We start from the raw sequence: 23,130 nt of genomic DNA, 5'->3' as shown, positions 1-23,130 counted from the left end.
GTCTCCAAATCTGAAGGAGCCCTTCATGCATACCCCCGACCCCTCGCTCGACGACGCTCCGGAGCTGAAGCAGCTCTATACCGATTTCGAGGCCGAGCACCTGAATCCGTTGTGGACCCAGCTCGGTGATCTGATGCCGATGACGCCGACGTCGCGGGCGGTGCCGTTCGTGTGGAAGTGGTCGACGTTGTATCCGTTGGCGCAGCGGGCCGGGGATCTGGTGCCGGTCGGCCGGGGCGGGGAGCGGCGGGCGATCGCCCTGGCGAACCCCGGGTTGGGTGGGGTGCCGTATGTGACGCCGACGTTGTGGGCGGCGATCCAGTATCTGGGCCCGAAGGAGGTGGCGCCCGAGCACCGGCACGCGCAGAACGCGTTCCGGTTCGTCGTCGAGGGGCAGGGGGTGTGGACGGTCGTCAACGGGGACCCGGTCGCGATGCGGCGCGGCGACTTCCTGCTGACCCCGGGCTGGCATTTCCACGGCCACCACAACGAAACCGATCAGCCGATGGCCTGGATCGACGGCCTCGACATCCCGTTCGTGCACTACACCGACACCGGGTTCTTCGAATTCGGGTCCGAGAACGTCACCGACGATTCCACCCCGGACGTGTCCCGGTCGGAACGGTTGTGGGCGCATCCGGGTCTGCGACCGCTGGTCGGGCTGGACGCGAAAACGTCCTCGCCGATCGCGGCGTACCGGTGGGAGCACACCGACGCCGCACTGCGCGAGCAACTGGCACTCGAGGACGAGGGGTTTGCGGCGACCACCGAACCCGGTCACGCCGCGGTCCGCTACACCAACCCGACCACCGGCGGCGACGTGATGCCCACGATCCGCGCCGAGTTCCACCGCCTCCGGGCGGGCGCGCGCACCCGGCCCCGCCGCGACGTCGGGTCGACCGTCTACCAGGTGTTCGACGGGACGGGGCGGTTCGTCCTCGGCGGCGAGGCCCGCACCGTGTCCACGGGGGACATGATCGTCGTCCCGTCCTGGACGGAGTGGTCGATCGAGGCCGACACCGAGTTCGACCTGTTCGCGTTCTCCGACGCCCCGATCGTCGAGCGCCTGCACTTTGACCGCACATTCATTTCCGAAGGAGCCTGACAATCTCATGAAGCTTGCCACCCTGCGCCGCGGCGGTAGTACTGTCGCCGTCCGCGTCGATTCCGACACCACCGCCACGATCATCGACGGGTATCCGGACCTGTCCGCCCTGCTGACCGACCCGGACTGGAGGTCGATCGCGGACAACGCGTCCGGTGCCACCGTCGACCTCGACGGCGCCGACTACGCCCCGGTGGTCCCGCACCCGGGCAAGATCATCTGCGTCGGCCTGAACTACGCCAACCACATCCAGGAGATGGGCCGGGAGCTGCCGCAGTATCCGACCCTGTTCGCGAAGTTCAAGGAAGCGTTGACCGGCCCGTACGACGACGTGATCGTCCCGGCGTATGCCGCCGCCCAGCTGGACTGGGAGGGGGAGTTGGCGTTCGTCGTCGGCAGGCAGGCGTACCAGGTGCCGGAGGCGGACGCCGAGTCCTACATTGCCGGGTATTCGGTGATGAACGATTACACGATGCGCGACTACCAGTACCGGACGCTGCAGTGGGATCAGGGCAAGACGTTCGAGAAGACCAGCGGTTTCGGGCCGTTCCTGACGACCACCGACTCCTACACGTTCGGCGGCACCCTGGTCACCACCCTGGAGGGGCAGGTGGTGCAGACCACCACCACCGACGATCTGGTGTTCACCCCGGCCAGGCTGGTGGAGTACATCTCGCACATCGTGACGTTGCAGCCCGGTGACGTGGTGATCACCGGCACCCCCGGCGGGGTCGGGCACGCCCGCAAGCCCGGGCTCTACATTCAGGACGGGCAGACCGTGGAGGTCACCATCGAGGGCCTGGGCACCGTCCGCAACACGACGATCGTCAAGTAGGGGTGCACCCGGTGGGTTTCCACGATCTCGATGTGTCCGAGCGGTTGCTGATCGCCCGCCGCGGCACCGCCTACTTCGCGCAGCGCCTCGCCGAGGTGTCCGATTCCGACCTCGACGGGGAGACCCTTCTGTCGGGGTGGTCGCGTCGACATCTGGTGGCGCACGTCGGGTACAACGCGGCCGCGTTGTGCCGGTTGCTGGACTGGGCGGCGTCGGGGGTGCAGACCCCGATGTATGCGTCGGCGGAGCAGCGGGGCCGGGAGATCGCCGAGGGTGCCACCCTGTCGGCGGCGGCGCTGCGGAACCTGTTCGATCACACCGTCGCCCGGCTGGACGAGAAGTGGCGAACCCTGCCCGCCTCGGCGTGGGATGCGCAGGTGCGGACCGCGCAGGGCCGGACGGTGCCGGCGTCGGAGACGGCGTGGATGCGCACCCGGGAGGTGTGGATCCATGCGGTCGACCTCGGCAACGGCGGCCGGTTCGGCGACTTCCCCGACATCGTCCTGGAGTCGTTGCTCACCGACATCGTCGGAATGTGGCAAAAGAAGGACCTCGGCGCCGGCCTGATCCTCACCGTCGACGGGGGTGAACCGGTTGCGGTGCAGACGGATTCACCACCCACCGAGAAGGTGTCCGGCCACCTCGCCGCCGTCGTGCGGTGGGCCGCCGGGCGCGGCACCGTCGGCGTAGGAATCGAAGGGGATCTGCAAGAGCCACCGCACTGGCTGTAAGCGGGCGGCCGATCCTGCGCGAGGTTGAGCGGCCAGAGTCCGGCCTGACGCATGAAGGCCGTGCGTCGCGGCACTCGTGGAAGGCCGTCCTCCTCGTTCTAGGACGGGCACGTCTGAGCAATGAAGGACGCTGGGATGGACGGCCACTCGGGCTGCCAGCGGCCGTGGCGTTGATCGTCGGCGATTTCGGTGAGAAGTCCGGTGACGGGTTCGCCGCCGTCGGCCACCAGGCGGGGCAGTCCGTATTCGGCGCAGTCGACGGCAACGGGAATGAGGACCTGTTTCGCGTCCGCGACTCTTCCCGAGGCGGCCAGGCACCGGGCGTGCAGAATCCTGGCCTCGAGGAGGGCCCGCGGTCGCCGCGCTGTGTCGAGTGTCCGTACTACCGCTTCTACACGGGCACAGGCATGGTCGTAGGCGTGGGCGGCCAGGAGCAGCCGGATCTGGGAATCTTCGTCGATTTCGGTTGTTCGTGTGCCGATCGCGGCTCGCTGGTGTTCTGACGTTGATTTCTCTGTCCGAGTGCGGAATTCGATGCCTGATTCCACTCCGCAGCGAATCCGTTCGTTGTCGATCCGCGCGGCGAGCCGCGGCAATGACAACTTCCGGGCGGTGTCGGCGCCCTCGTCCAATCGCTGCACGGCCGCGGGCATGTCCCCGCGCAAGACTTTGATCCGGGCTCCGGTGCCGTAACTGGCGAGCATGAAATCGACGACTCCGCCCTCGGCGCCGAGGCGGTAACTGGCATCCAGCAAGCGCTCGGCCTCATCGATCGTGCCCTCCTGGTACAGCAGGTCACCGAGCAGGGCACCGGACAGCTGTGCCGCGTACGAGTGGACACCGACCGAGGCAACGGCGAGGTTCCAGGCGGCGCGGAAGTGGCCCTCGGCGGCGGTGATGTCGAGGAGTTCATTGGCGGCGATGCCGGCAAAACACGCGATGGCGGAGGCGTTCAGGACTGACACGAGATCGACTAGGACGAACTCGTCAGTGTGGGTGGCAAGGTATCTGCGGATTCGCACACCGTTGCGGTCCAATTTCGCGTGTTCGGAGCGATATCCTGGTGGGACGTTTTCGTGAGGTGAGCGCCGTGCTGCATCGTCAAGGGTGTCGCGGATCGGGTGAATCGGCGTAGCCGATGGTTGAAGCCGATCCGTACCGGACGCAGCGCGAGGTTGGCGCTTCGGTCACAGCGGAGCTAGCAGCCGCCGGGTTCGAGGACGCCCAGGAAATCGGCCGCGGTGGCTTCGGCGTTGTCTACCGGTGTATCCAGACTGAGCTGGACCGAACGGTCGCGGTGAAGGTCCTCACCGCCGACATGGAAGCGGAGAACCGGGCACGGTTCTTCCGGGAACAGCAGGCGATGGGCAGGTTGACCGGTCACCCGAACATCGTCCCTGTCCTGCAAGTCGGTGCCACCGCCACCGGCCGCCCCTACATCGTCATGCCCTTTCACCCGCAGGACTCCTTGCAGGTGCGGATCCGAGACCACGGTCCCCTGCCATTGGGCGACGCGCTGCGGCTCGGAGTAAAGCTGGCTGGCGCGGTGGAGACGGCGCACCGGCTCGGCATCCTGCACCGCGACGTGAAACCGGCGAACATCCTGCTCACCGACTACGGCGAACCCGCGCTGACCGACTTCGGTATCGCGCACATCTCCGGAGGATTCGAGACGGCCACCGGCACCGTGACCGGCTCGCCGGCATTTACCGCGCCCGAAGTGATCGCGGGCGATCCGCCGACCTCCAGTTCGGATATTTACGGTCTCGGGGCGACGCTGTTCTGCGCGCTCACCGGCCACGCCGCGTTCGAACGGCGCAGCGGTGAACAGCTGGTTGCCCAGTTCCTGAGGATCACAACACAGCCGGTACCGAATTTACGTGAGCGGGGAATCTCCGCCGACGTGGCGGAAGTGATCGAGCGGGCGATGTCGGCGAATCCGCACAAGCGCCCGTCCGCCGTCCAATTCGGCGACGAACTCCGCGAGATCCAGCTCCACCGGGGATCTGCGGTCGACGCGATGGCCCTGCGAGGCGAAACGGGGTCCGCGCCCCGGAAACTGCCGGACTCTGTCGTGCAGCGCCTGACGATGGCGCGCACCGTCGGGGACGTCAAGACGAACATTCGCCTGGAACTCACCAGTTTCGTCGGCCGACGGAACGAGGTGACAGAACTCAAGAACCTGTTGTCGGTGTCCCGTTTGGTGACGCTCACCGGGATCGGTGGTGTGGGGAAGACGCGTCTGGCGTTGCAGGTCGCGACCATCACGCACCGCGATTACGCCGACGGAGTGTGGCTCGTGGAGCTGGGCGAGCTGCGTGACGAGTCGTTGCTCGTCGACATGGTCGCCGCAACTCTCGGATTGGGTGATCACTCGGCCAGGCCGTTGATCGAGGTGCTGGTGGAGTTTCTGGTGCCGCGCGAGCTGCTGCTGGTCTTCGACAACTGCGAGCACATCCTCGGCGGGGTCGCGGGGTTGGTCGAGACGCTGCTGCGGACGTGTCCGGGATTGCGAATCCTCGCCACCAGCCGCGAGCCCCTCGGTATCGGCGGGGAATCACTTCTCCGGGTGCCCCCGCTCACTGTCCCCGACCCCGACCGACCGCCCTCCCTGCAGGGCCTGCCCAGCTACGATGCGGTGACCTTGTTCGCCGATCGCGCAGCCGCAGCTGTGCCCGGATTCGAGCTCACCGAGGACAACGGTGTCGCGGTGGCCGGGATCTGCCATCGACTGGACGGATTGCCGCTGCCGATCGAACTGGCGGCGACGCGGTTGCGGGCGATGTCGCCCGAGCAGATCCTTCAGCGGCTGACCGACCGTTACACGCTGCTGACCCGCGGCAGCCGAGGCGCACCCTCTCGTCAGCAGACCCTTCGGCTGTGTATCGATTGGAGCTACGATCTGTGCACCCCGCAGGAGCAACAGTTGTGGTCTCGGCTGTCCGTGTTCGCCGGTAGCTTCGAACTCGATGCGGTGGAACAGGTCTGCGGTATGGGCCTGGCATCGTCGGATCCACTTGACGTCGTGGCCTCCCTGGTGGACAAATCGATCGCGATCCGGGTGGAATCCGGCTCGGCCGTGTGCTTTCGTCTGCTCGAGACCCTGCGAGAGTACGGGCATGAGAAGCTCCAGGCCACCGAGGAGTATGTCGAACTGCGTCGACGGCACCGGGACTGGTATGAGCAACTGACCGCCCAGGCTGAGGCCGAGTGGATCAGCTCCCGGCAACTGGACTGGATCGCACGATTCGAGCGAGAACAAGCGAATCTACGGGAGGCGATGGAGTTCTGCCTGTCCGACAGCCCCAATATCGGACTTCGCATCGCCGCGAACTTGCTCCCCTTCTGGCTCTCCCGGAGCTTGCTCAGCGAGGGGCGATACTGGCTGGGCCGCGTCCTTGCACACCTGCCAGCGGAGCCGACCCTGGAGCGGATCAAAGCGGTGTATGCCGGCAGCGTCCTGGCCGAATTGCAGGGCGACCTCCCTGCGGGGGCGGCACTGGTGAAGGAGGGCCGCGGGTTGGCCGAGCAGACTACCGACGCGGTGAGCCACGCATACATCGAGTACGCGGACGGACTTCTCTCCCTTTTCAGGGGTGATCCGACTCGCGCATGTGCGCTACTGGAAAGCGCCGGCACCGTTTTCGGCACGCGGGAGGACGCTTCACACGTCGGGGTCCTGCACCGGCTGGGGATGGCCTACGAACAACTCGGCGAATCACAACGGGCGAGTGACTGTTACGAACAGATCGTCGCGATCACTCAGGCGCACGGTGAATCGATGTACCAGTCGTTCGCCCTCTGGGCGATGGGTGACGCGGTGTGGCGCCACGGTGATACCGATCGGGCAGTTCGGCTACTCGAACAGTCACTGCAGTTGACCCGGCGGGTGAACACCCCGCGCACCGCGGTCGCGTGCCTCGAGACACTGGGCTCGATCGCCGCCGAAGCGCACGACGCGCGACGCGCGGTCGTCCTGATGGCGGCCGCCGAGGAGCTCGGGCGCACGGTGGGTAGCCCCACGGTGGGGTTCCCCAATCTGCTTGTTTCCCGTGAGGAGTCCGAGCAGAGGGCGTATGGGACGCTCGGCAAGAGCTCCGTGGAGGCGGCGCGCCGAGAGGGGCGGCGCTTGGGCTTTGACGCCGCCATTGCCTATGCCCTCGGCGAACGGCTTCCGGACGCGTCGCCTGATTCGTCGGTGAAACTGACCAAACGTGAACGGCAGGTCGCCGAACTGATCGCCGCCGAGGGCCTGACCAACAGGGCGATCGCCGCACGATTGGTGATATCGCCTCGCACTGCGCAAGGTCACGTGGAGCACCTACTCACCAAACTCGGTTTCACGTCCCGTGCGCAGATCGCAGCGTGGGTCGTCGAGCAGGACCGGCAACCATGACACAAGGAAATGGCGAATGACGTCGGGGACGGTGAATTCCCCGATTTCCCTGCCCCGGTAGATATTCTGCCAGCAGTGGATCCGTCTATTCGCGCCAAAATGAGTAGGGGTGAAGTGCTGCTGGGCGACCGGTGATCGGGTCGCCCAGCAGGCGATCAGGTGTCAGGCCGGGCGGTCACCGCTGAGGGTGACTCGGTGCATGCGCCTGTAGTGCGGGTGGTAGTCGCCGACCGCGTAGTGTTGCGTCGACCGGTTGTCCCAGATCACGAGGGAGTTAGGCTCCCAACGGAATCGGACCTGATACTCCGGGGTCTTGGCGAGGCCCGTGAGCATGTTTCGTAGCGAGTCACTCAGCTGCGGAGGAACCCCCGAGATGCGCGAGGTGAACAACTCGTTGACGTAGACAAGTCTGCGACCGGTTTCTGGATGCTTGCGCACGACGGGGTGGGTCATCGGAGGATACTTTCGGCGTGTTTCCTCGTACCGTGCTTCCCCGTCATCTCCCTGGCGGACAACGCCGGTCAGTTCCTTTTCCCAATCGTGCACGGCTTCGAGCCCGTCGATGAGATTCTTCATCGTCTCCGGTAGCGCGTCATATGCGGCAGTCATGCTCGACCACAGTGTGTCACCGCCGCAGGGTGGGATCTCCTGGGCATGGAGGCAGGTCGCGGAATTGGGAGTCGCCTGCCAGGTCAGATCGGAGTGCCAGACGTCGGTTCCGGCTGCGCGACCGCGAGATTCGAGCACCTCGATGAACGGGTTTCCCGGAAGGGAGGGAAAGAATGCACTTACTTCCTGGGGGTCGCCGAACACCTTCGCGAATCGGAGCTGATCTTCTGGCTCGAGGTGCTGATCGCGGATAAACAGGACCTCGTGTTGCAGGAAGGCTGTGCGGAGTTCAGTCTGGCACTGCGGTGTGATCTCGTCGCGAAGATCCAGGCCGTGGATAAACGCCCCGATGGTCGGTGTTGCGCGTTCGAGGGTGAATGTTTCGTAGCGGCATTCGTTGCTGCTCACAGTTCGTCCTTCCTTCAGCGTGTTATCTGTTGTTAGCGTGGGCGCATTCTGCGCCATGGGGGCACCTACATGCGGGGTATCACTCCGAGTAGGTGGGAGTGCGGAGCCCGCTCGCGTTATCGGTGCCGATTCCACTATCGGCTTGCTTGGCTTTTTTCCGGTTCGTCCGTCCGAGCACCAGCACGCAGACGAACGACATTGCTGCGGAGACGAAGACATACAGGGAAATGGAGATGGACGCATGAGTTGCGCTGAGTAGTGTGCCGGCAATGAGAGGCGCGATAGCGCTGCCCAAGAGGTTGCCGAGGGTGGTGGCCAACGACAGCCCGCTGTAGCGGACTCGCGCGTCGAACGCCTCGGAGAAGTATGCCGGCTGCAGCGCCCACGGGATGTATACGGCGATGGTCGCGGCGACGTAGCAGACAGCGATGAAGCCGTACGAGCCCGAGTCGAGCGCCCAGTAGAGCGGGAAGGCGAGAGAACCGATGAGGGCAAGGCCCAGCAGGAAGAGCCGTTGCCGGCCGAACCTGTCGGAGAGCGCACCTGCGATCGGGGTGACCACGAATCCGACCGCGGAGGTGACGATCACCAGAATCAGCATGGAGCTTTGGCTCAGGCCGCCCGCCTCTTGCGTGTAGACGAAGTTGTACACGGTCAGGAGGTAGAAGAAGATGCCCGGCGACAGGCTGGCGCCGGCGACCAGGAGCACCTGCTTCGGATGTGTGCGAAGAACTTCGATGATCGGCAGGCGCACGACCGCGTGCACATCCTTGACCCGGTCGAACTCCGGACTCTCGGCGACCTGTACCCGGATGATCAGTCCGGTGATAACCAGTACCGCACTGAGCAGGAACGGAACACGCCACCCCCACGCCATGAAGTGATCATCGGCCATTGCATCGAGGGGTAGGTACACGGTCATCGCCAGGATCAGTCCGACCGCCACCCCCGCCTGCGGCCAGCTGCCGAAGAAACCACGTCGGCTGTTGGGGGAATGCTCCGTGGCCATGAGCGCAGCGCCACCCCATTCGCCGCCGAGCGCGAAGCCTTGCGTCAGTCGCAGCAGCACCAGCAGCACCGGAGCGAAGGCGCCGATGGTGGCATAGGTCGGCAGCAGGCCGATCAGCACGGTGGCGACGCCCATGATCAAGATGGTGACGACCATCATCGATTTTCGGCCCACCCTGTCCCCGAAGTGACCGAAGACGATGGCTCCGATCGGACGGGCGACGAAGCCGGCGGCGAAGGTCGAGAAGGCCAGCAGCGTTCCGATGGCCGGGTCGAAGCTGGGGAAGAAGTGATGGTTGAAAACGAGCACCGCTGCGGTGCTGTAGATGAAGAAGTCGTACCACTCGATGGTTGTGCCGATCAGGCTCGCTAGCGCGACCTTCTTCGGCGAGCCTGCGCCCGCTGGTCGTGCGACTGCACCACCCATATTGTGCCTCCCGGCTATTTGACGAACATGCGATCACGCGGCGCGTGAACCGCGTGGCGAATCAGAGCGTTCTAGAGAGCCTCTGTTTCTGAATAACGAGCACAGTTGCAAATCTGCAAATTACTTAAGTGGTCAATATCTTAATGCTGAGGCTAGTTGTGCGCAAGCTCTCATTTTTACAGTTTGAGCCCTCAACCTGCTGTTATGCCGAACCGCGGGACCGCAAGATTCAGGCACTGAGTGACATATGAAATAAAGCGGAAAATGGATTCCCCGGCCCGAAACGCCGCTACAGACCTCGGCGGAATCAGCCACGCATGGCTCGCAGGAAGAAATAGACCGTGTGCACAGTTAACGATTTCCACTCGTGGGCGGAAAGTAAGAGAAGTCCACGCGGGATCAACTTGCGAAACATGGCCAGCGGCACGCTGGCACACCACGAACAGAAATGTCCGGAGAGATGGGGATCCTGACGGGGTTGCCCGGCACTCACCCAAGCCGCGGGTGCGATCGTGTGGGACGTCAGCGTGGATTCGACCATCGCGCAGGCTCACCAGCATGCGGCGGGCGTGCGCCGGGCTCCCGAGGCACAGTCCGTGCCGCCCGGCGAGGTCGAGATCGAGCCCGCCGACCACGCGTTGCAGCGCTCCCGAGATGGGTGGACCACCAGGACGCATCTGGCCTACCTGGCCGCAGCGGCACCTGATCACCTCGGCCGCGGCGTCAGCGTAGTCGTCCAGGTGCAACCGACGTCCGAAATCCCCGCTGCGCCCGGAACCGGGGGCGTCCCACGCGAGCAGCCTCAGGGAACTGTTGAGCTCACCGAATTGTGGTGCGAACCTGTCGGCACTACCCCCGATTCCGCGCAGCAGGAGAGCGCGACCGGTGCCAGCCCCAACTACGTCCGCCACAACGCCCGCCCGCTGGACGGCACCTTCCTCACCCCTGACTGATTGTGTCCACATGCATCGACCTCGACTTCGTGGGCCGGGAGTCCCGGTTGCGCAACTCGCGCTCAACCACTCTGAGTGGCGCACCTCACGAGACCTGGGTTTTGGCCGATATCCATAATTTTTAGGGCGATAATGTCCAATATGACGTCTCAGGCTGCAGCTGAACTGGACCTTGCAATTATCGGCGCGCTGCAGCTCAACCCACGCGCTGACTGGGCGGACTTGGCGGAGGCACTTCAGTACTCGCCGAAGACACTCGCCCGAAGATGGAAGCTGTTGTCCGAGAGCGGCTCGGCATGGATCGCGGTGGCTCCGGGCCCGACCTTCCTGCAATTCGGATGTGCCGCATGGCTTGCGATAACCTGCAGACCCCAGAGCAAGCATGACGTTGTAGAAGCCCTGATTGCCGAGCCAGCAGTCGACACGGTATCGAGCACATCCGGGACGTCGGACTTCCATGTGATCGTGTTCGTGTCCAGCATTGGCGACCTCACCCGTCTGCTCACCGACCGCATCGAGGTGATCGAAGGAATCAGATCGGTGGCAACGACGGTCGTGCTCACCAACTACACAGAAGGCGCGCGGTGGCGCGTCCAGGCGTTAGACCTGGAACAGGCCCATCTTCTCCAATTGCCCCAGGCAGCGCCCACACGCAGGAAAACGATTCCATTCCTGGACGATCTCGATCGTTCTCTGCTCGGAGCTCTGGCGAAAGATGGGCGTCAAGCATGGACCACACTCGGCGAGCAATGCGATGTGACCGGACCGACCGCGCGACGCCGCGTCGAAAGGCTGATCGACGGGGGCCGCGTGGCCCTGCGCTGCGAGGGAGCGAACACACTTGTCGGACCAGTCGTTGAGACGACTTTCATGATCACGACCGCACCGAGCGAGTTGAACACGGTCGGCAACCTATTGAGCCGAATTCCAAAATGCCGAATTGCGAACGCCACTACCGGAACCTCGACAATCGTCGCCACGATGTGGTTTCAGACGATTAGCGAGATCGCGCCATTCGCGGCTGCACTCACGCGAGAACTTCCGTCCATCACCATTTCGGACCGGTTCATCAGCCTCCACACATTCAAGAGGGCAGGACATGTCCTGGATCAGGATGGACGAACCACCGGATTGATCCCACGGGCCATCTTCTAGCGGGAACCGAGTAACCCGTAACGAGCCGACACCCGGAGCTCTTGGGGTGACCGGTCATCGATCCGCTTCCGGAAGAGCAGGTCATTGACATCGACAACCTTGTTGGCGCCCTCCTGCTCGGCGCCAACGACGCCAGCCCAAACGCCACCGCCAGCACCAGCCAGTCGCTGAAGATCTCGGGTCGGCGGCGACCCGGCTCTCCAAATTGGCAGGCATGACAGGCCGCGACGACCTGCGAGATGCGGGCGTCGCAATGACAAGGTTGGATAATCGGACAGTCCCTGTCGAGACGCCGAGAGCTACATCGCTGCCGGTGAGGGCTGGGTGGGACGGGGACGACTGAAAGAGCATCGTGACGGCATGCTCGATGCTGCCTCTCCTGCGGCCCGTGAGTTGATGCTCACGCTGCTCGGTGGTCCGCCCAGCGGGATCTATGTCGAGGGCCGCGACGATCGGCCCTGGTTGGACCCGATGATGATTTCGGCCGCAATGGAGATTGCGGTCTCGGCTGGTCCACGGTTGCCGATATCGAGGCCGATCGGGCTCGATAGGGCGGTGAGGTGTTCGGGGCGGAGACCGGCTGCGGTGAGTGCTTGTCGTCGGTTGGCGTCGGCGGTGAGTGACCCCATGGCACCGATATAGGCGAGGGGGTGTGCCCATTTGGCCTCGTCGAGGCATTCGAGGAGGACCGGGATATCGATCTTGGGGTCGTGGGTGAGGACGACAACGACTGTGCGGGAATCGAATCGGCCTTCGTTGCGTTCGCGTGCAATCCAGTCCGACGGCCATTGGCATACGACTTCGTCGACGTCGGGAAACCGCTGCGGTGTCGTGAACACGGGGCGGGCATCGCAGATGGTGACGCGGTAGCCCATTCTGGTGCCGAGTAGCCCGGTCTCGGCGGCGAAGTCGGTGGAACCAACGATCACCATCCGCGGCCGCGGTTCGAAGCGTCGTATCAGTGTTCCGGAGGGGGTCAGTCCGGTTGCAGTGTCGAGTTCGTGTGCGATGCGGTGGGTACCTGCTTCCGGTCCGGTGAGGACCGTCTCGAGGATGACGGTTTCGTCGCGCAGTGTCCGTTCCATGAGGTCGGCGAGTTGCGGCATGGTCTCGCGGTCTACGCGTTCCACGAGCACGGTCAGCGATCCGCCGCAGGTCAGTCCGGGTGCGAGGATGTCGCCGGTGGGGCCGTAGTGCTCGATTCGGGCGTGGCCGGTGGTGAAGACGTCGAGGGCGGTCTCGTAGAGGGCGCCTTCGACGCAGCCGCCGGAGATGCTGCCGACCACGGTTCCGTCCTGATGGACTGCGAGCATGGCGCCGGGGTCTCGCGGGGATGACCCGTGGGTGGCGATGACGGTGGCGACCGCGACAGCGCGGTGTGCTTCCCATTCGGTGTGGATGTCGCGCAGGACGGTGTTCACGGGTGCCTCGCAGTTCTGTTGGCATCACGGTTCCGGCGACCGGGGCTGGGGAGCCGTCGCGGGTGGTGGCGAGGATCGTACAATAGTTTTGCGCAAAGATAAGTCCTGAAATTGTCGTTGAGTCGGTCGCCGGTAGGCGAGACTGATTCGCGGCACCGTGCCCGTATCGAATCTGGAGTGTGAAGTGGCCGAATCGGATCGGGTAGATGGGGTCGGTGAGATCATCCGGCAATGGGCCCGGACGCGTCCCGAGCTGGACGTGTCGGCGCTCGAGATTTTCGGACGGCTGCATCGCAGCTTCTTGCTGTACCGGTCTCAGATCAACGAGCTGTTCGAAAGCTTCGGTACGAACGAGGCCGGGTTCGATGTTCTGGCGTGCCTTCGGCGTGCGGAACCGACGTTTCGGCGCACCGCGGGGGAACTGGCGAAGCAGACATTGATCACCACCGGTGGCCTGACGATGCGGGTGAACCGGCTCGAGGATGCAGGCCTGGTGCTGCGTGAGCGCGATGACATCGACTCACGCGTGGTGTATGTGACGCTGACAGAGGCGGGCCGAGAACTTGTCGATGCTGTCTCGGATGCGCACTTCGCGGAGTTGGCGCGGATGCAGGGTGGACTGGGTGGTGGTCAGCGCGAGCAGCTCGCCGATCTCCTGATGGTTCTCGAGGGATCCTTGCGGGCTGCCGCATCGGAGAATTCTGCAAAGTCACTCGGCGCGGAGTCTGCGTAGGGGCTCGAATCCCAGAAGAGCGACCTCGGCAGCGTGTTTCCGCGCAGACCTGCCGTGTGCCCGGGGTAGCGCCATCATGCTCGCAGATGGCGCATCGGTGGCAACGCTGGCTGTGACCTGCTCCTCTTCGGGGAGCGTGGTGATCGGGTTCGGTAAGCCCCGAAAGTATCGGTCCGGCGACTTTGGCCGAGCTATTGACCTCGGGGAAGCGAGAACGTAGAACTATCTTATAGCAAAGATACTTTGTGCTGAGTGTTCTTGCGCCGGCATCCGTAGTCCTTTCGAATGGAAAGATCCACATGAAAAAGAGCGGCTGTGCCCATGTGGCGGCGGAGGGCGGCGGCACCGTGACTGCCGTACCCGTGCGCGGTGATGCGACCCCCGAGCAGGACGCCGCAGACAGCAGGCGCGCGTCGTGTGACGGCGTGGCCACCGTCCTGTTCCTGACCGACTGGTCGGGCGCCTACGACCACGTTGATGACGGGGATCCGATCGTCGTCCGTGACCATCTTCGGGGCCGGACTCGGCGTAGGTTCGACTACACCGGATTCTGTTCGGTAGCCGTCCGCACCGCACTCGATGTCGTCTCCGTGGCCGTCGAGCGGCGCGCCCTGCCCTCGCGACGAGGGGTGAACCAGCAGATGCCCAGAACCACACGCCGCAGCACGACACCCGCGCTCGGTGGCCACGTCAGACCGCGTCTCGCACTCGTGCGGGGAGCCCGCTGATGCGCACCCAGGCCCTCGGCGCCGGGTTGGTGGCTCAGACCCAATTCGCGATGGCCCCTTTCCGGCTCCATCGCCCCACCACCATCGAGGACGCCCTGGCGATCGTGTCCGAACATCCGGATGCCGTCATCGCCGCCGGCTGCTCGGATCTGGTCGCCCAGATCCGTGAGGGCTGTGCCCCAAACACGTTGGTGTCGCTGCAGAAGGTCGATGCGCTACGCGCAATCAGACACGAGGCCGGCGTACTTCATATCGGCCCGATGGTGACCCACCACATGGGTGCGACGGACGAGATCGTCGGCACCGCGATCCCGAACCTCGCGGCGGCATGGGCATCGATCGCCACGGTCCGGATCCGCTACACCGCGACCGTCGGCGGAAACCTGATGGCGCGGCGGTACCGCTACGAGATGCCGCTGCTTCTCGGGGCGCTCGACGCGGACCTGATCTACGACGCCGGCGCGCTCTCCCGCCCGGTCGCGTCGTTGTGGGCGGACAGCGGAACCGCTCAGCGCAGCGTGTTGACCGACATAACCGTACGAACGGACGACCTCGTCTGGTTCGGATATGAGCGTTCGATGCGTCCGACGGCGACAGTGGCGCTTGCGGTGCGGCGCAGCCCCGACGGCACCCTGCAGGTGCGCGCGCAATCGGGCTCCGAGTACCGCCACGGATTCGCTCTGACGGCCGACACCGGCGCCAGCGAACTCGATCCGCTCGAGGTGAGTGCGCAGCTTGCTCAGCAGCTACCGGACGAGTGTGCCGATTACACCGGCTCGGCGGAGTACCGCCGGCACCTGGTGCGTGTGTTGACGCGCCGCCTGCTCACCGCGGCGTGTGCTCAGCTGAAGGGAAAGACAACGAGATGACCGAGTACCCCGATCGCGAGACCGATCGATCGGCTGCCGCGGACGGAGAACTCGACACCTGCATCGAGTTCGCCCTGAACGGCGTCAAGCAGACCGTGCGCGTCGCCGCCAACGCCATCCTGCTCGACGTCCTGCGCAACAACCACGGCTGCAACGGCGTTCGCGGTTCCTGTGAGCGCGGGGTCTGTGGAGCGTGCACCGTGCTCGTGGACGATCTGCCCGTCGCCTCCTGTTCGACGTTCGCGTTCAGCGTCGACGGCGCCTCGGTCGAGACAGTGGAAGGGTTGGCCGCGCCCGACGGCGCGCTGTCCCCGCAGCAACGTGCATTCTCCGAGTGCGGGGGTTTCCAGTGCGGCTTCTGCACGTCCGGGATGTTGATGCTCACCACCGGGCTGCTGCGTCAGGACCCACAACCCGATCGCGGCACCATCCGCGAATGGATCAGTTCCAACACCTGTCGCTGTACCGGATACGAGATGATCCTCGAATCGGTCGAGCGCGCTGCCGAACTGACCGGTGAGACGAACGGGGAATCCGCGTGAGAGCGACACCCGAGTCCTTCACTCACGACGTCCACTCCGACGCCGCGAGCGCCGGATACACCGTGTATTCGCTGCCGACCGCCTCTCCGGACAAGCGAGTCACCGGACGCGATCTGCCGCGCGCGGACGCCGCGGTCAAGGTGACCGGCAAAGCGGTCTACAACACCGACATCGTGCGACCGGGCATGCTGCACGCGAAGGTGCTGCGTAGTCCGCACGCGCACGCTCGAATCGTGTCCATCGACGCGAGCGCCGCCCAGGCACTGGACGGCGTCACCGCGGTGCTCACGCGCAACGAAACCGACGGCCTGGCGTGTTACGGCACCATGGTCAAGGACCAACCGGTCGTCGCGACGGACGCCGTCCGTTATGTCGGCGATATCGTCGCCGCCGTCGCTGCGGTCGATGAGCGCACGGCCCTGGCTGCACTGGACCTCATTCAGGTCGACTACGAGATCCTGCCCGCGATATTCGACGTCGACGAGGCCCTCGATCCGTCGTCGCCGACAATCCATCCGCTCGAGCCGCGCGGCGGTCTGCCCCCGTACCGGAACGGCGCGTCGGCGTCGCTGCGCAGCGACCACAACGTCAGCTACGAATTCCGATACAGCACTGGATCACCCGAGGTGTGGGAGGAGTGCGACCACATCTTCGAGGACACCTTCCTCTTCTCCCGGATGAACCACATGCATCTCGAACCGTTCGTCACGGTCGCGGAGGCAACCGACGAACAGATCGAGGTCTGGACGGCGACACAGAGCCCGTTCAACCTCCGCCAGGAACTCGGGCACGTATTCAACCTCCCCGAAAACCGGATCCGGGTGCACGTCGCCCTGCTCGGTGGAGCGTTCGGCGCGAAGAACGGCCCGAAGGCCGACCCGGTCGCCATCCGCCTGTCCCAGCTCAGCGGCGGGCGGCCGGTGCGGTTCTGCATGAGCACCGAAGAGGGCTTCCTCACCGTGTCGCAGCACGCGGCGAAGCTGATCGTCAAGGCCGGCGTCAAGGCGGACGGCACCTTCATCGCCCGCCAATCCACGGTGCTCCTCGACAGCGGAGCGTACGCCGAACACAGTCCGGCGGTGGCCGAGAAGGCCGGCTACCGGATGCCGGGCGCGTACCGCTGGCAGCACATCGACACCGTCTGCAAGGCCGTCACCACGAACACTGTGCCCGCCGGCGCCATGCGCGGCTTCGGGGCCACCCAGACCACGTGGGCCGGCGAACGTCAGATCGACCTCATCGCGCAGCGACTCGGCATCGATCCCTACGCACTGCGGTTGAAAAACCTCAAAAAGCTCGGCGAAGAATTCGTCCCCGGGGATGCGGGGATCGACTCCGACCTCGCCGAGGGAATGCGTCTGGTCGCGGACGCTATCGGCTACCACTCCAGGGATCGCAGCGGAAACCGAGGCATGGGGGTATGCGTCGGGCTCAAGGACAGCGGCGGCGGCAACAAGCCCGCGATGGCGCGGGTCAAGGTGACCGCCAACGGCGACGTCTTCCTCAATTGCGCGCTCACCGAAATGGGCCAGGGCGGGCACTCCGCGATGTCCCAGATCGTCGCCGACGTCCTGCGCACCAGCCGCGACCGCGTCGCGTACACGGGCATCGACACCGACCACACCCCCTTCGATCAGGGCACCAACGCCTCGTCCGGAGTGGTGGTGATGGGACAGGCCGTCCGCAACGCCGCGGAGAACCTGCGTAGCCAAGTGCTCGCGTGGGCCGGTGAACAATTCACCCTCGACCCGGCCACCGCTGTGCTCGACAACTGGACAGTGCGCACCCCCACGGGCGAGGTATATCCGCTGTTCGAACGGATCATGGAGTTCTTCGGCCACACCGGGTTCGAATTTTCTGCCGACGGCTACTACAAGGTCCGCAACGACGCCGACGCGCCCTTGGCCGCCCGATGTGTCTTTTACGAGATCGGGTGGGCGGCCGCCGAGGTCGAAGTCGACCCGGAGACCGGAAAGGTCACGGTCCTACAGCTCGCGGTCAGCGGTGACGCGGGCAAGGTGATCAACAAGATCGGCTGCCGCGGACAGGACGAAGGCGCCGCCGTGCTGGGACTCGCGCAAGCACTGTTCGAGGAAATGCGCTACGAGAACGGTGAACTCCTCAACGCAGAGGCACTGCTGTACCGCGTCCCACTCGCGGAGGACCTCCCCGAGCGGTTCGTCTCGATCACCCAGGAGCAGGGACACGGCGCCGGCCCCTTCGGCGCCAAAGGCATGGGGGAGGGCGGCATGCTCCCCATCGCCCCGGCAATTGCCCAGGCCATCGCCGACGCGGTCGGTGCCCAGCTTACCGAGTTGCCGATGACACCAGAGCGCGTCTTTCGTGCACTCTCAACCGGCGGCGTGCCCGGTCTCCCGCCGTTGTCGCACACCTGAATGCAACCGGACCTCAGACCACCGGTCGTCGGCACAGACGCCGACGACCGGAACGTCGACAGGAGCAGGACCCGACGGCGGCATCCTCACGTGCAACGTCGCTGTTCCTGCGTCGCAGCGACACTTCGGCGCCGCACCCACACCCCCGCCCGCCGCCAACACCGGAACAACCCGCACACCGTGCCACGGCTCGTACCGGGCCGGCACATCCCGCCACGTCGTACCCGCCCGAATCCGCCACCGGATCCCGTCGATGAGCTGCCGTTTCGTCCACTTCGGCGAACGGCCCGCCTTCCTACCCAGAGGCAGCAGCGGCACCAACCGCGCCCATTGCACGTCGGCAACATCCGCCCGCCCCTGCACCGCGACGCTGGGCACGAGGTCTCCGATATTCAGGCTTTTGCTTGGTCGCTGAACCCAGATACCGGAGACCTCACTCACTCAACGGCAGCGACACACCCACTTGACCGAAAACTCACAGCCGAACCACCTTTGAAACACGACCTGAGCCTCGGGGTCCAGCCAAGGCCGATCGTCGCGGCCCTCGACATAGGTCCCGCCGGGCGGACCGTCGAGCAGCCCCAGCAGCAACTCACGCGCCGCCCGAGCGGCACCGGCGAGTTCAGTCCGGGTGAAAACAGGTCCATCCCGATGACGAACCACGCCGCCAGCGCGGCGATCGGCGCAAACAAAGATGTTGGTACGAAACCCGCAGGGACAGAGATAGTTACACCCCATCGCCCACCGTCCTTCCGGCCCCGCACCACGCCTCGGTGAACCAACCAGGCGTGGTGCACGGCGGCTTGCGAAACGTCGCTTCCGACAAGCTGACGAGGAATACCCCATGACCACAGATCGCTATCAGGGCGGCCTCGACCGCATGCTGGAGCTCGTCTCCCCCGAGCACACCAACACCTTCGACCACGTCAAGCTCGTGGAGTCCTACCAGAGTCTGGACGCGGATCTGTCCGACTACATCGTCTCCTTCGCCTTCGGAGACATCTACTCCCGGACCGGCCTGACCCAGCAGGAGCAGACGATGGTGACCATCTCCACACACTGGTCGCCCTGGGCACCGAGCCCTAGTTGAAGTTGCACATCAACACCGGCTTCAACGTGGGCCTGACCAAGGAGAAGATCGTCGGTGCTCTGATCCACTGCATCCCCTATGTCGGGTTCCCACGCGTGCTCAACGGCCTGACCCTCGTCAAGCAGGTCATGGCAGAGCGGGGTCTCGTCCCGGAGTCCCCCACGGTCTGAGCCGAATTGCCATGCCGGTCCGGCATTCTCTTCCACACCTGCTCGCTCACACACTCGAGGAACGCTCATGCACTTGGTAATTGGACTCGGACCCATCGGCGGAAACATCGGCGCACATCTCGCCCAGCTGGGGCAGGAGGTGTACGGCTACGACTTCAACGCGGAACGCGTCCGCGAGTGGTCGGACGAGACCCAGTCACCGGCCGGAAGCGACCTCGCGGCACTCGACTGGCCGTCCATTGACAGCGTCCACGTCGCGGTGCGGCTGGCCGACCAGGTGAAGCTCCTCAACAATGCGCTGGCCACCTACAATCTGGCCGCCACCGCGCGGATGCTCACTCTCGCCGAGCATCTCGGCACGCCCGCCAAGGGCCTTTTCGACGTGATCGCCGTGTCGACCGGACAAAGCTGGATGAGTGACAACCTCGTCGACGTCCAGTACGACCTGCTGCTCGAGGACGTCGGACTGCTCCGCAGCGAAATCGGTGCACTGCCCGCCGGAGGCCTCGACGACGACGTCGAGCAGGCAATCCTTCAGGCGCGTGCGCTGCTGGGTATCGACTAGGTTGCGCACCCCGGGAAGAGATTCTTCACCGTCGCCCACCGCCACGACAGGTTCCAGCCCGACGCGCTCCGCGAATTCGATTCCGCCGCGGACATCGGTGATCGGGGCACACGGCAACCGTGCCTCGGTGAAGATGTCGAACCATTCGGACGCGGGCTGTGCGGCCAGCAGTTCCTGCAGGATGGGGCGCAGTATCGCACGGTTGTGGCTGCGGTCCGGCGGTGTCGCAAACCGGGGGTCCGTCGCCAGCTCAGGTGTATCGAGGACTTCGCACAGCGTCCGGAACTGCCGGTCGTTTCCGATGGCCAGGACCCCGTGGGCGCCGAAGCCGGATGCTCTCTGACGGTGTCGTCAGTCGCGCAGAACGTGACCGCCCCGCATGTGCGCTTCCTGCGAGTGCTCGACGAGACGCTGCCGATCCACCTGCGCATGGCGTGGCGACCGGCCTCCGACAACCCGGCCCTGCCTCCGGTCCTCGCCCTTGCGGAACGCGTCTGGCCCGGCCGTCCCGACGACGCAGCCCCGCACGAGTAGAGCAGCCACGGCGACCCCGGTAATCCACAGAGCGGCAACGATATCCGGCGTCACGTCGGCCAGGCGGTCCGCAATGTCGGCGACGATGTTGGGAAACCCAACTCGATCGAATACCCATCCGACTGCTGCTGCCGTGGCGAGTACGGCTGCGGTTACCCGGACGGGATGGTAGATGCGGGTTCGCGCGAGCACGATGAGCGGCGGCAGCACGACAGCGATGACGGCGAGTTGCATCAGCTCGATGCCGATATTGAAACCCAGCAGGCTGACTGCGAGTTGCCCACCGATGAGATCGAGTTCGGTGAGCGTCGCCGAGAACGCGAGACCGTGGACGAGACCGAACATCCCCGCTATCAACGCTTCACGACCGACGAAGATCGGCACGATTGCGTGAACGGCAGCGACGAGAATGCTGATCGCAATGAGAACCTCGACGGGCTGCTGCGGAACCGGAAAGCCGATCGTGCCCAACGCGAGGGTGACCGAGTGGCCGACGGTGAACGCCAGCGTGATCGCAGCTATCTTGCGCACCGCCACTACAGGCCGCGCTGGACCACCCCATCGCCGGGCGGCGACGAGCAACGGAGCGGGTAGCAACAACGTGAGCAGAAACAGCTGGTGATCCGTTCCCTCCCGGATATGCGTGATACCGAGCGCGACCATACTGACGAATCCCTGCCAGGCGCTTCCGTCGTCGAGGCGCACTGTCAGTGGCGTGATGTCTCCGGTGACGGAGTCCACTCCGACAGTGCCGATCTCTCGCCCGGAATCTATTGTTCCCGTGGACCAGTCGGATCGTACGGTGACCATGACGACATGGGTGACCACGCGATGGATCACCGCGTCGTAGCCGAGATCGAACGAGCGTTCATCGGCGCCGGCAGGTGGAACAAGATGCGCCGTCGTCGTGACCGTGTCATAGATTCCGGTACCGAGGTCCTCCGACGAGCCCACGGTGAGTTCGTCGAACGTGACCGCCCACGGCCGGCCATCCAGCGCAGTCGGCGCGAAATGGTCCTCCAGATAGTCCAGCAGTTCGCTCGAGTGCGCGTCGACGTCGCTCTGGCCGCCGGATCCGAGGTCGATCCCGCTTGCGGCCTCCAGGTCGCTCAGTGGAATCGTCAGTGCGGCAGCGATTTCCCCGGAACCGACGCCGAGTTCGATGGTGGTGGTCGGAAGAACGTGAGCCTGTGCGGTACCACCGATCAGCCACACTCCGATCGACGAGAGCACCACCATCAACCCCGCAACCGACTTGTGTAGCCGAGGGATGATCACTCCTGCGTTCCGCCGTAGTCCGTCGTCCGATCACGCCACACCGAGTGCGGGTGGTTCCCGGACAGCACGATGCCGTGCTGCATCGAGAACTCGATCCAGACCGACGGTCCGTCGATCCGCACGTAGTCGTTCTGCTCGGTCACGCCGGTGCTACCCGAGTACGAGACATGGGTCTGGTCCAGCTCGCGTTCATACTTCGCCAAGATGGTGGTCGCGTCCGCGTCGTCGATGTCGTCGACGTAAGTGGCGATCGCGGCCATGACGAGTTGCTTCTGTTCCGGAGTGAACGTCGAGACCTGCACGCCTTCCTTGGTCGTCGGGAATGCCCAGTCGTTACCCGGCTTGAGCACCAGGTCGCTGTACACGGAATCGAGTTTCGCTGTGGCCAACTCCTCGGTGGACAGTCCTGCGAGCAGCGCCGCAAACGAAGACTGCTCGTTGGCGAGAGGGGAATTGGACGTGCCGTTCTGCTCGAACGTGCCGAACGGTTCGACCCCGCGGAACGACGGGGTGGCACCGACGAGTGCGCCGTCGACGTAGGTGTTCGCGAACGCCAAATGGTGGCCTCCGAACTGCAATTCCCACGTCCCGGAATCGGACGGGGTGCCGAGGAAGGCGATGTAATAGTTACCACGGCCGTAGTCGGTTCCGCCGCCGCTGGCCGCGAGGTAGTCGTCCGCGTTGAGCAGCTGTTGGATCTCGTCGTACCCGTCGCCCGCCGCGGAGCCGGTGACCGCCTGCAACAGGGTGTCGAGCGCGGCGATCTGAGTGTCGTCGAGCTCGCTCAGTTGCAGGCCGATCCGCCCCTGACCGCCCCGGAGCAGTGCCTGCGGCAGATTCGACCACTTCTGCGCATTCTCGAGCGAATACTCCTGTTGCAGTGACGCTTTCTGAGCGTCGGTCAGAGTAGCCGCGAATGCCTCGGCGCCGGCGACGACGCTGCCCGCGTCGGCGGTGGCCATAGTCGCTGCGACAGAACCCGAAGCGGAGGTGGGTGCCGGGGTGGTGGTGTCGCTGTCGGTCCCGCACGCAACGAGTGAGAGTCCGAGAAGCATCGTCATCGAGGACGCGACGATCAACTTCTTCGGCGAGGTGACACGGGAGTTCTGAGTTCGCATGGAAGGAGCGTAAGTAGACAGAATCCGGTCGACCCGTGAAGTCGCTGGCACTTTCCTGT

General features: G+C 64.9%; 21 protein-coding genes and 1 pseudogene. 14 read left to right on the top strand and 8 right to left on the bottom strand.

What is annotated here, in order from left to right:
- Window positions 1–25: 25 nt before the first annotated feature.
- Genes OYT95_RS20765 through OYT95_RS20755 form a run of 3 tightly spaced genes read left to right on the top strand, consistent with a single transcriptional unit; the run spans window position 26 to window position 2,671 of the window.
- On the top strand, window positions 26–1,105 hold the full coding sequence (locus OYT95_RS20765) for a cupin domain-containing protein (RefSeq protein ID WP_268788867.1): 1,080 nt from the start codon (window positions 26–28) through the stop codon (window positions 1,103–1,105).
- A 7-nt stretch (window positions 1,106–1,112) separates the two neighbouring features.
- Complete coding sequence (locus OYT95_RS20760; protein ID WP_268788866.1) at window positions 1,113–1,940, top strand: fumarylacetoacetate hydrolase family protein; 828 nt, start codon at window positions 1,113–1,115, stop codon at window positions 1,938–1,940.
- An 11-nt stretch (window positions 1,941–1,951) separates the two neighbouring features.
- The gene (locus OYT95_RS20755) at window positions 1,952–2,671 is read left to right on the top strand and encodes a maleylpyruvate isomerase family mycothiol-dependent enzyme (protein WP_268788865.1); all 720 of its coding nucleotides are present in this window, start codon (window positions 1,952–1,954) and stop codon (window positions 2,669–2,671) included.
- Between the two features lie 98 nt (window positions 2,672–2,769).
- Here the strand turns inward: OYT95_RS20755 and OYT95_RS20750 are convergent, their stop codons facing one another.
- Window positions 2,770–3,636: a hypothetical protein gene (locus OYT95_RS20750; protein WP_268788864.1), complete on the bottom strand. Its 867-nt coding sequence runs from the start codon at window positions 3,634–3,636 to the stop codon at window positions 2,770–2,772.
- 173 nt (window positions 3,637–3,809) lie between these two features.
- Here OYT95_RS20750 and OYT95_RS20745 point away from each other — a divergent pair, with 173 nt between their 5' ends.
- Window positions 3,810–7,067, top strand: a complete 3,258-nt coding sequence (locus OYT95_RS20745) for a protein kinase domain-containing protein (protein WP_268788863.1) — start codon at window positions 3,810–3,812, stop codon at window positions 7,065–7,067.
- A 162-nt stretch (window positions 7,068–7,229) separates the two neighbouring features.
- On the opposite strand, the gene OYT95_RS20740 is transcribed toward OYT95_RS20745, so the two are convergent.
- Window positions 7,230–8,141 carry a TauD/TfdA dioxygenase family protein gene (locus OYT95_RS20740; protein ID WP_268788862.1) on the bottom strand — a complete coding sequence of 304 codons (912 nt, stop codon included), beginning with the start codon at window positions 8,139–8,141 and terminating at the stop codon, window positions 7,230–7,232.
- 22 nt (window positions 8,142–8,163) lie between these two features.
- Window positions 8,164–9,519 carry an MFS transporter gene (locus OYT95_RS20735; RefSeq protein WP_268788861.1) on the bottom strand — a complete coding sequence of 452 codons (1,356 nt, stop codon included), beginning with the start codon at window positions 9,517–9,519 and terminating at the stop codon, window positions 8,164–8,166.
- Between the two features lie 527 nt (window positions 9,520–10,046).
- Here OYT95_RS20735 and OYT95_RS20730 point away from each other — a divergent pair.
- Window positions 10,047–10,472 (top strand): transposase, encoded by a 426-nt coding sequence (locus OYT95_RS20730; RefSeq protein WP_268788860.1) that lies wholly within the window; start codon window positions 10,047–10,049, stop codon window positions 10,470–10,472.
- A 141-nt stretch (window positions 10,473–10,613) separates the two neighbouring features.
- Window positions 10,614–11,627: an Lrp/AsnC family transcriptional regulator gene (locus OYT95_RS20725; RefSeq protein WP_037243010.1), complete on the top strand. Its 1,014-nt coding sequence runs from the start codon at window positions 10,614–10,616 to the stop codon at window positions 11,625–11,627.
- Window positions 11,628–12,058: 431 nt separating this feature from the next.
- Here the strand turns inward: OYT95_RS20725 and OYT95_RS20720 are convergent, their stop codons facing one another.
- The gene (locus tag OYT95_RS20720; protein WP_268788859.1) at window positions 12,059–13,048 is read right to left on the bottom strand and encodes an XdhC family protein; all 990 of its coding nucleotides are present in this window, start codon (window positions 13,046–13,048) and stop codon (window positions 12,059–12,061) included.
- Between the two features lie 184 nt (window positions 13,049–13,232).
- On the opposite strand from OYT95_RS20720, the gene OYT95_RS20715 reads away from it, so the two are divergent.
- From OYT95_RS20715 to OYT95_RS20695, 5 genes are all read left to right on the top strand, one after another.
- Window positions 13,233–13,781 (top strand): MarR family winged helix-turn-helix transcriptional regulator, encoded by a 549-nt coding sequence (locus OYT95_RS20715; protein WP_268788858.1) that lies wholly within the window; start codon window positions 13,233–13,235, stop codon window positions 13,779–13,781.
- Between the two features lie 299 nt (window positions 13,782–14,080).
- Entirely contained in the window at window positions 14,081–14,509 is a 429-nt protein-coding gene (locus OYT95_RS20710) for a hypothetical protein (protein WP_268788857.1), read from the top strand.
- Window positions 14,509–15,378, top strand: a complete 870-nt coding sequence (locus tag OYT95_RS20705) for an FAD binding domain-containing protein (protein WP_268788856.1) — start codon at window positions 14,509–14,511, stop codon at window positions 15,376–15,378. Before OYT95_RS20710 ends, OYT95_RS20705 begins: the two co-directional genes overlap by 1 nt.
- Window positions 15,375–15,920 (top strand): (2Fe-2S)-binding protein, encoded by a 546-nt coding sequence (locus OYT95_RS20700; RefSeq protein ID WP_037243015.1) that lies wholly within the window; start codon window positions 15,375–15,377, stop codon window positions 15,918–15,920. The genes OYT95_RS20705 and OYT95_RS20700 overlap by 4 nt, the downstream gene beginning before the upstream one ends.
- Window positions 15,917–18,316, top strand: coding sequence for a xanthine dehydrogenase family protein molybdopterin-binding subunit (locus tag OYT95_RS20695; protein WP_268788855.1), 2,400 nt, complete (start codon window positions 15,917–15,919; stop codon window positions 18,314–18,316). Before OYT95_RS20700 ends, OYT95_RS20695 begins: the two co-directional genes overlap by 4 nt.
- Here the strand turns inward: OYT95_RS20695 and OYT95_RS44695 are convergent.
- A complete protein-coding gene (locus OYT95_RS44695) occupies window positions 18,272–18,634 on the bottom strand; it encodes a transposase (protein ID WP_442972567.1) in 363 nt (120 codons plus the stop codon). The genes OYT95_RS20695 and OYT95_RS44695 overlap by 45 nt on opposite strands.
- Before the next feature lie 526 nt (window positions 18,635–19,160).
- Here OYT95_RS44695 and OYT95_RS20690 point away from each other — a divergent pair.
- The 3 genes from OYT95_RS20690 (at window position 19,161) to OYT95_RS20680 (ending at window position 20,141) form a co-directional block, all read left to right on the top strand.
- Entirely contained in the window at window positions 19,161–19,406 is a 246-nt protein-coding gene (locus tag OYT95_RS20690; protein ID WP_268788854.1) for a hypothetical protein, read from the top strand.
- Window positions 19,403–19,576 (top strand): carboxymuconolactone decarboxylase family protein, encoded by a 174-nt coding sequence (locus OYT95_RS20685; RefSeq protein ID WP_268788853.1) that lies wholly within the window; start codon window positions 19,403–19,405, stop codon window positions 19,574–19,576. The genes OYT95_RS20690 and OYT95_RS20685 overlap by 4 nt, the downstream gene beginning before the upstream one ends.
- Window positions 19,577–19,643: 67 nt before the next feature.
- Window positions 19,644–20,141, top strand: coding sequence for an NAD-binding protein (locus tag OYT95_RS20680; RefSeq protein ID WP_268788852.1), 498 nt, complete (start codon window positions 19,644–19,646; stop codon window positions 20,139–20,141).
- 45 nt (window positions 20,142–20,186) lie between these two features.
- On the opposite strand, the pseudogene OYT95_RS44690 reads toward OYT95_RS20680, so the two are convergent.
- From OYT95_RS44690 to OYT95_RS20670, 3 genes and pseudogenes are all read right to left on the bottom strand, one after another.
- A pseudogene (locus OYT95_RS44690) lies at window positions 20,187–20,417 on the bottom strand (CoA transferase); the annotation flags it as partial.
- A 75-nt stretch (window positions 20,418–20,492) separates the two neighbouring features.
- Window positions 20,493–21,953: a HupE/UreJ family protein gene (locus OYT95_RS20675; protein ID WP_268788851.1), complete on the bottom strand. Its 1,461-nt coding sequence runs from the start codon at window positions 21,951–21,953 to the stop codon at window positions 20,493–20,495.
- Window positions 21,950–23,071 (bottom strand): DUF3500 domain-containing protein, encoded by a 1,122-nt coding sequence (locus tag OYT95_RS20670; protein ID WP_268788850.1) that lies wholly within the window; start codon window positions 23,069–23,071, stop codon window positions 21,950–21,952. Before OYT95_RS20670 ends, OYT95_RS20675 begins: the two co-directional genes overlap by 4 nt.
- Between the last annotated feature and the right edge of the window lie 59 nt (window positions 23,072–23,130).

The sequence above is a fragment of the Rhodococcus sp. JS3073 genome, assembly GCF_026810085.1.
In the GTDB taxonomy this organism is placed as follows: domain Bacteria; phylum Actinomycetota; class Actinomycetes; order Mycobacteriales; family Mycobacteriaceae; genus Rhodococcus_F; species Rhodococcus_F wratislaviensis.
The sequence above is the reverse complement of the archived record's forward strand: the minus strand, read 5'-3'. Positions and strand labels throughout refer to the sequence as shown.